The sequence below is a fragment of the Prevotella sp. P6B4 genome (genome assembly GCF_000619985.1).
Classification (GTDB): Bacteria; Bacteroidota; Bacteroidia; order Bacteroidales; family Bacteroidaceae; genus Prevotella.
The window spans coordinates 120,046-127,100 of the sequence record NZ_JHVE01000010.1; the positions used below are offsets into that span (position 1 = coordinate 120,046).

The 7,055-nt window shown below is 48.7% G+C and carries 6 protein-coding genes; 5 read left to right on the top strand and 1 reads right to left on the bottom strand.

From position 1 onward, the window contains the following. The first annotated feature begins 19 nt into the window (after positions 1 to 19). Genes T491_RS0108405 through T491_RS16065 form a run of 4 tightly spaced genes read left to right on the top strand, consistent with a single transcriptional unit; the run spans position 20 to position 3,893 of the window. Positions 20 to 1,330 (top strand): MFS transporter, encoded by a 1,311-nt coding sequence (locus T491_RS0108405; protein WP_028903501.1) that lies wholly within the window; start codon positions 20 to 22, stop codon positions 1,328 to 1,330. Between the two features lie 9 nt (positions 1,331 to 1,339). Continuing rightward, positions 1,340 to 2,059: a 16S rRNA (uracil(1498)-N(3))-methyltransferase gene (locus tag T491_RS0108410; RefSeq protein WP_028903502.1), complete on the top strand. Its 720-nt coding sequence runs from the start codon at positions 1,340 to 1,342 to the stop codon at positions 2,057 to 2,059. 47 nt (positions 2,060 to 2,106) lie between these two features. Beyond that, positions 2,107 to 3,429: a phenylacetate--CoA ligase family protein gene (locus T491_RS0108415; protein WP_028903503.1), complete on the top strand. Its 1,323-nt coding sequence runs from the start codon at positions 2,107 to 2,109 to the stop codon at positions 3,427 to 3,429. Continuing rightward, positions 3,426 to 3,893, top strand: a complete 468-nt coding sequence (locus T491_RS16065; protein WP_051523056.1) for a DUF3256 family protein — start codon at positions 3,426 to 3,428, stop codon at positions 3,891 to 3,893. The genes T491_RS0108415 and T491_RS16065 overlap by 4 nt, the downstream gene beginning before the upstream one ends. A gap of 279 nt (positions 3,894 to 4,172) precedes the next feature. Here the strand turns inward: T491_RS16065 and proS are convergent, their stop codons facing one another. Beyond that, entirely contained in the window at positions 4,173 to 5,654 is a 1,482-nt protein-coding gene (proS, locus tag T491_RS0108425; RefSeq protein ID WP_028903504.1) for a proline--tRNA ligase, read from the bottom strand. 169 nt (positions 5,655 to 5,823) lie between these two features. Between proS and T491_RS16070 the strand changes: the two genes are divergently transcribed. Continuing rightward, positions 5,824 to 6,885, top strand: a complete 1,062-nt coding sequence (locus T491_RS16070; protein WP_081773303.1) for a linear amide C-N hydrolase — start codon at positions 5,824 to 5,826, stop codon at positions 6,883 to 6,885. The last annotated feature ends 170 nt before the right edge of the window (positions 6,886 to 7,055 follow it).

Genomic DNA, 7,055 nt, shown 5'->3' on the forward strand with positions numbered 1-7,055 from the left:
ATAATCGAGTATAACAATTATGAATCTGAAATTCCGTTTATCATTGATGAACTTCCTGGAGTTCGCAGTTTGGGGAGCTTATCTTACATGTATGGGTAATTACCTCGGAGTGGCCGGACTGGGCGACAAGATTTCCTGGTTCTATGCTATTCAGGGTATCGTCAGTATCTTTATGCCCACTTTGATGGGAATTGTAGCCGATAAGTATATTCAGCCACAGCGCTTGTTGGGCTTGTGCCACTTGGCAGCAGGTGGCTTTATGCTGGGCTGCTGGTGGTTAGGCCTCCAGGCTGGCTTTGGCAATGAGTTGCCCGATAAGGCACTGTTCATCACGCTTTACACCCTGAGTGTGGCATTCTTCATGCCAACCATCGCTTTGTCGAATACCGCTGCCTTCACTATTCTGAAGAACAACGGACTTGATACCGTGAAGGATTTTCCCCCCATCCGTGTGCTGGGCACCGTGGGCTTCATCGTAACCATGTGGTTTGTTAACTGTGCCGTATGGCAGGATGGCAGCTTCAGCATGACGCTGGCCGACAGCGCCTATAAGTTCCAGTATACCTACATGCAGTTCTTTGTATCAGGCATCCTCAGCATTGTGCTCTGCTTCTATTGCTTCACATTGCCCGAGTGTAAGGTGGTGGTCAAGGAGAAGGTTTCGCTCATCGAGAGCCTGGGTCTCAATGCCTTCAAGCTGTTCAAGAATCGCAATATGGCGCTGTTCTTTATCTTCTCGGCCCTGTTGGGTATGTGCCTGCAGGTAACCAATGGCTATGCCGGTCCGTTCATTACCAGCTTCAAGGGTAGTGCCGATGCAGCTATTGCCAGCTCGTTTGCAGCCAATAACGCAACACTGCTTACCAGTATCTCACAAATCAGTGAAGCGCTGTGTATCCTCATGATACCATTCTTCCTGAAACGATATGGTATTAAGGTGGTCATGCTCATGTCGATGTTCGCCTGGGTATTCCGTTTCGGATTCTTCGGTGTTGGTAACCCCGCTATGCCAGGCGTTATCATGTTCATTCTCTCTTGCATCGTTTACGGTGTGGCCTTCGACTTCTTCAATGTGTCGGGTGGTATCTTCGTTGATCAGGAATGTGATCCCAGCATCAAGGCTTCGGCTCAGGGATTGTTTATGATGATGACCAATGGTGTTGGCGCAACAATAGGTACACTGGCTGCTGGCGAGATAGTAAACCATTATTGTTATTGGGAGAATGGATTCCTGCAGGGTAATTGGGCCACTTGCTGGTTTATCTTTGCTGCATTTGCACTGGTAGTAGGCATTTCGTTCGCCCTTGTGTTCCATCCGGAAAAGAAATAAAGAACAGATATGAAGGAAGCAAGATATTTTTTTGTGCCTGATGCTGAGAATCAGACAGAGTTACCTACTGATGAGGCCATGCACGCCATGCGTGTATTGCGCCTGAAGAGTGGCGACGAGCTGTTCCTGATGGATGGTGAGGGTAATTACTTTCGTGCTCAAGTAACAGTGGCGGCTACGCATCACTGCTATTATGAAATCCTGGAGAAGCTGCCTCAGGAGCGCCAGTGGAAAGGCCACCTGCACTTAGGTATTGCGCCCACCAAGATGATGGACCGCATGGAGTGGATGATGGAGAAGGCCACCGAGGTTGGTATCGACGAGGTATCGTTCCTGAACTGCAAGTTCTCTGAGCGTCGACTGGTAAAGCTGGTCCGTCTTGACAAGATTGTCACCGCAGCTGTCAAGCAGAGTCATAAGGCATGGAAACCTCAGGTCAATGAGATGGTTCATTTTGATGCTTTCCTGAAACAGCCGCTTGAGGGCCGTAAATATATCGCTCACTGCTATGAGGAAGTGCCTCGTACCGAGCTTTTTGATGAGTTACGCAAACCTTCCGACTCTGACGATGTGACGGTTCTGGTTGGGCCTGAAGGCGACTTCTCAATCGACGAGGTGAAGGCAGCTGTTAAGGCAGGCTGGGTGTCGGTAAGTCTTGGCAAGAGTCGCTTGCGTACAGAGACGGCAGGCCTGTCGGCAGTGATGATGATGCAGCTGGCACAACAATAATGATGATAAACCATAATAAACTATAAGATATGACTGACGAGAAGATTATGGCTACCATAAAGCCCGATGGCGAGTACTGGCAGCCCGAACTCGAGACAATGCCAAGAGAGCAACTCCAGCAGTTGCAAGTAAAAAAACTGAAGGATACGATCAACGTCTGCCTGAAATCGCCATTCTACAAGGAGCGCTTAGGCAAACTGGGTATCACGGCCGATTCAATCAATAGCCTTGAGGATCTTCGCAAGATTCCCTTCACCACGAAGCAGGATCTGCGCGATAACTATCCGTTTGGACTTGTTGGCGGCAATTTGGATGATGCCGTTCGTATCCACTCTACCAGCGGAACAACAGGTAATCCCTGCGTAGTGGTATATTCTGAGCACGATATCTGCTCGTGGGCCAACATGATTGCCCGCAACCTGTATATGGTAGGCTGTCGCAAGAGCGATGTGTTTCAGAATTCATCCGGCTATGGCATGTTTACCGGCGGACTTGGCTTCCAATATGGAGCAGAGTGGTTGGGTGCCATGACTGTGCCTGCTGCAGCTGGTAACTCTAAACGTCAGATCAAGTTCGTAAAGGACTTTGGCACCACCTGTCTGCACGCCATTCCATCATATGCCATCCGCTTGGCCGAAGTGTTCAAGGAGGAGGGTGTTGATCCCTCAACCACCAAGCTTCGCACCCTTTGCATTGGTGCCGAGCCTCATACCGAGGAGCAGCGCCGCCGCATCGAGCGTATGCTGGGCGTAAAGGCCTACAACTCGTTTGGTATGACCGAGATGAATGGTCCTGGTGTAGCCTTCGAGTGTAAGTATCAGGACGGTATGCACCTGTGGGAGGATAACTATATCGTTGAGATTGTTGATCCGGATACACTCGAGCCAGTGCCCGATGGCGAGATGGGCGAGATGGTGCTTACCACCCTCGACCGCACTATGATGCCTATCCTGCGCTATCGTACGCGCGACCTCACCCGCATCATTGCCGAGCCATGTAAGTGCGGACGTACCCACCGTCGTATCGACCGCATCAAGGGTCGTACTGACGACATGTTCATCATCAAGGGTGTGAACGTATTCCCCATGCAGGTCGAGAAGATCCTGGTGCAGTATCCCGGTTTGGGCAGCAATTACCTGATTACCCTCGAGACCATCGACGATAACGATGTGATGACCGTCGAAGTTGAGCTCGACAGCCTGGAGACCGAGATCTATCCCGAGATGCAGCGGATGATGAAGGATATCCAGCGTGCGCTCAAGGATGAGATTCTGCTCACTCCAGTAGTAAAACTTGTAAAGAAGGGCTCGTTGCCTCAGAGTGAGGGCAAGGCCGTTCGTGTTAAAGATTTAAGACCTTCACGTGGATGAAGAAAATATTGATGGCCCTGTTGATGGCCGCCACTTTTAGTCAGGCATCTGCTGCTGACGTCCAGATACGCGACGTGTTCAGGGAGATGCCTGACTCCCTTATGCCTTATCTTTCAAAGAACAATCGTCTGGATTTCATCGACTTCCTTGATTCGGGCATGAAGGCTGAGGTAAAAAACTCGCTGGGTGGAACCAGTGAGATGACATCTATTGCCGACGATAGCTTGTCTATTCGTATGAGCGATGGTTTGCGTGTTGATATGTTGCTCATGGATAGTGTGGTGGTGATGGTTGAAACCTTCACCGTTGATTCTGTTTATGGCGAGAGTAGGGTGCACTATTATTCTGTAGATTGGAAACCCTTGGCGCAGCCCTGTTTCAGCGGGATTCAGGCGCAAAGAATCAAGCGATTGAAAATGCAAAATATCGTAAAGCGCGACGACGATTTGCTAAACAAACGTTAAAATCTTCAGATTCCGACTTCTAATTAATGGCATTCTAAAAGAAAAAAACTACCTTTGCAGAGTGTTTTTCATGGTATTAGATTATTAAGGTTAATTAGAAGATCGTTTATCGTGAGGTAAGTGATATTTCGGCCTCCATAAAGTAATGTTTGATTTTTTTTATGAATATTAGTTTATGGTTAAAAAAAGAGGAACCTGAGAAGGTTCCTCTTTTACTTTCTATATCATTGACCGAACTTCAAACTTCAAACTTCAAAGTTCAATGTTCAAAGTTCAATGTTAATAGCTTCTAGCTATGATCACGCGAGCTTTTGAGGGCTTGCCGGTAACCATATCCACACCAGGTGTCTGCTCTACGCCGAAAGGCACGCAGCGGATAGTGGCCTGAGTCTCTTCCTTGATCTTAGCCTCGGTCTCGGCAGTACCGTCCCAGTGGCACAGGAAGAATCCACCGTCCTTTACCTTCTCCTTGAACTCCTCGTAGTTTTCGCACTCGTAGATGTGAGCATCACGATAAGCCTTGGCCTTTTCGAAGATATTCTTCTGGATATCCTCCAGCAGCTGCTCTACGTATTCTGTGATACCCTCGATAGAGCGTGTCTCCTTCTCCAGCGTATCGCGGCGCATTACCTCGATGGTACCGTTCTCCAGGTCGCGAGCACCCAGAACCAGACGTACGGGAACACCCTTCAACTCGTAGTCGGCAAACTTGAAGCCAGGACGCTTGTTGTCAGCATCGTCGAACTTCACGGTGATACCCTTAGCGCGCAGGGCCTCGATGATAGGAGTAACCTCCTTGTTCACCTGCTCCATCTGCTCAGGCTTGGTGGCGATAGGAATAATCACTACCTGGATAGGAGCCAGACGTGGAGGCAGAACCAGTCCGTTATCGTCAGAGTGAGTCATGATGAGCGCACCGATCAGGCGGGTAGAAACACCCCATGAGGTGGCCCATACATACTCAGGCTTGTTCTCCTTATTAAGATAGGTAACCTCGAAAGCCTTGGCAAAGTTCTGACCCAGGAAGTGGCTGGTACCGCTCTGCAGCGCCTTTCCGTCCTGCATCATAGCCTCGATGGTGTAAGTATCCAGCGCACCGGCAAAACGCTCAGTCTCGCTCTTCACGCCCTGTACTACAGGCACAGCCATCCACTCCTCAGCAAACTTGGCATATACCTTCAGCATCTTCTGTGCTTCCTCCTCGGCCTCCTCGCGGGTAGCGTGGGCTGTGTGGCCCTCCTGCCAGAGGAACTCACTGGTACGCAGGAAGGGGCGTGTACGCATCTCCCAGCGCATCACATTACACCACTGGTTGCACATCAGGGGCAGATCGCGCCATGAGTGAATCCAGTTCTTATAGGTATTCCAGATAATAGTCTCCGAAGTAGGACGGACAATCAGCTCCTCTTCGAGCTTAGCTGTTGGGTCAACCTCAACACCGCTCTTGTCCTCTTTGGCACGCAGGCGGTAGTGTGTTACTACGGCACACTCCTTAGCAAAACCCTCAACGTGCTCGGCCTCTTTCGAGAGGAACGACTTTGGGATGAGCAAGGGGAAGTATGCGTTCTGAGCACCAGTTTCCTTAAACATCTTGTCGAGCTGCTGCTGCATCTTCTCCCAGATGGCATAACCGTAAGGTTTGATGACCATACAGCCACGTACAGCACTCTGCTCTGCCAGGTCGGCCTTAACTACCAGGTCGTTAAACCACTGACTGTAGTTGTCGGCTCTTTTTGTAAGTTCTTTTAATTCTTTTGCCATATTTGTTTTCTATGATTTCTATTTTGCCTGCAAAGGTACTGAAAATCGAGCGAAAAACAAAATAAAAATCAATTAAAGTTACCATTAGCCTTGTTTTTGCCCGAATATTTTATTATCTTTGCAGCATCAAACATAACATTAATAGAAACATTAATTAAATTGTAAACTGATGAAGAAAGCATTAAAAATCACGCTGTTTAGCGTTTTGGGATTGGTTGTCTTATTAGGAGTTGCCGTGTGGATGGAGTTTGGTCCGTTGGTAAAAGGTGCAAATTCGTGCGTGAAACTGGACGACGGCCTTTATTTTATGGAGTACACGGGCGACGACGGCTTTGACGGACTGATGGCGCAGGGCGGAATAGAAAAAGCCGACCAGTTGGCAGGATACGCCATCGAATTCCTGTCTAAGGGCCACTACAAGCCAGAAATCAGCACATCAAAGCAGTCATACGGATGTTCAGCACTAACGGTAAGTACGCCTGATGGCGGCATACTGATGGGGCGCAACTTCGATTTTCCATCGGCCATTGGTGTGGTGATGCACTGCATACCTGACAAGGGCTACGAAACAATCACTACCTTTAACGTGGAGTTCTACAACTTTGGCGAGGGTTTCAAACCAGAGGGATTTAAGAATCAGTATATGTCGCTTACAGGCCTGTTTGTGGCTCTCGACGGTATCAATGAGAAGGGACTTGCCATAGCCGACCTAATGGCTGGCGACACTGTCGAAACACATCAGCACACTAACAAGCCCGACCTGACCACGACTGCCGCCATACCATATATGCTGAAAAATGCGGCCAACGTTGACGAGGCACTGCATCTGCTCGAGGGTATAGATATGCACTCCGACATAGGTTCGGCCCACCACTACGCTATGGCCGATGCAACGGGCAGAAGGGTGGTACTTGAATATGTTGACAACAAAATGGTAGTGGTAGAATCGCCAGCTGTGACCAATCACTATCTGTGCCAGCAGAAACTGAATGCAGGTCTGGAGCCTGGCGATAAGCGTTATGACGTCCTATGTGAGCGATTTTCCGAAACCGGTGGTGTGATGACTCAGGAACAGCTTACTAGCGCGATTGCATCGGTATCGCAACCACAGCGTGAGGGCTTCCTGGGCACAGCCTGGACGATGGTGATGGACCTGAAGCATCCATCAGTCACCTATTATTCTCGCCGCCACTTCAACAAGCCATTAAAATTAATGTTTAAAAGAGGGTGAACTGGAAAAAAGTCAATCTGTGCTAAAATTGCACAAGTTCAGAAATCACCTTTTCCTGTGCTTTAACTTTAAGTGCCATAATTCTAATTTTGTTTTTGTGTTGTTGTTAAATTTTTTACCGTTTTATATTTTTACTCTTTTATTGTCTCAACTTCGATGTTGGTTTGCGG

Bases quoted from the DNA above. Each gene is read 5' to 3' on its own strand.
- T491_RS0108405 (WP_028903501.1), top strand. From the start codon at position 20: ATGAATCTGAAATTCCGTTTATCATTGATGAACTTCCTGGAGTTCGCA.
- T491_RS0108410 (WP_028903502.1), top strand. From the start codon at position 1,340: ATGAAGGAAGCAAGATATTTTTTTGTGCCTGATGCTGAGAATCAGACA.
- T491_RS0108415 (WP_028903503.1), top strand. From the start codon at position 2,107: ATGGCTACCATAAAGCCCGATGGCGAGTACTGGCAGCCCGAACTCGAG.
- T491_RS16065 (WP_051523056.1), top strand. From the start codon at position 3,426: ATGAAGAAAATATTGATGGCCCTGTTGATGGCCGCCACTTTTAGTCAG.
- proS (WP_028903504.1), bottom strand. From the start codon at position 5,654: ATGGCAAAAGAATTAAAAGAACTTACAAAAAGAGCCGACAACTACAGT.
- T491_RS16070 (WP_081773303.1), top strand. From the start codon at position 5,824: ATGAAGAAAGCATTAAAAATCACGCTGTTTAGCGTTTTGGGATTGGTT.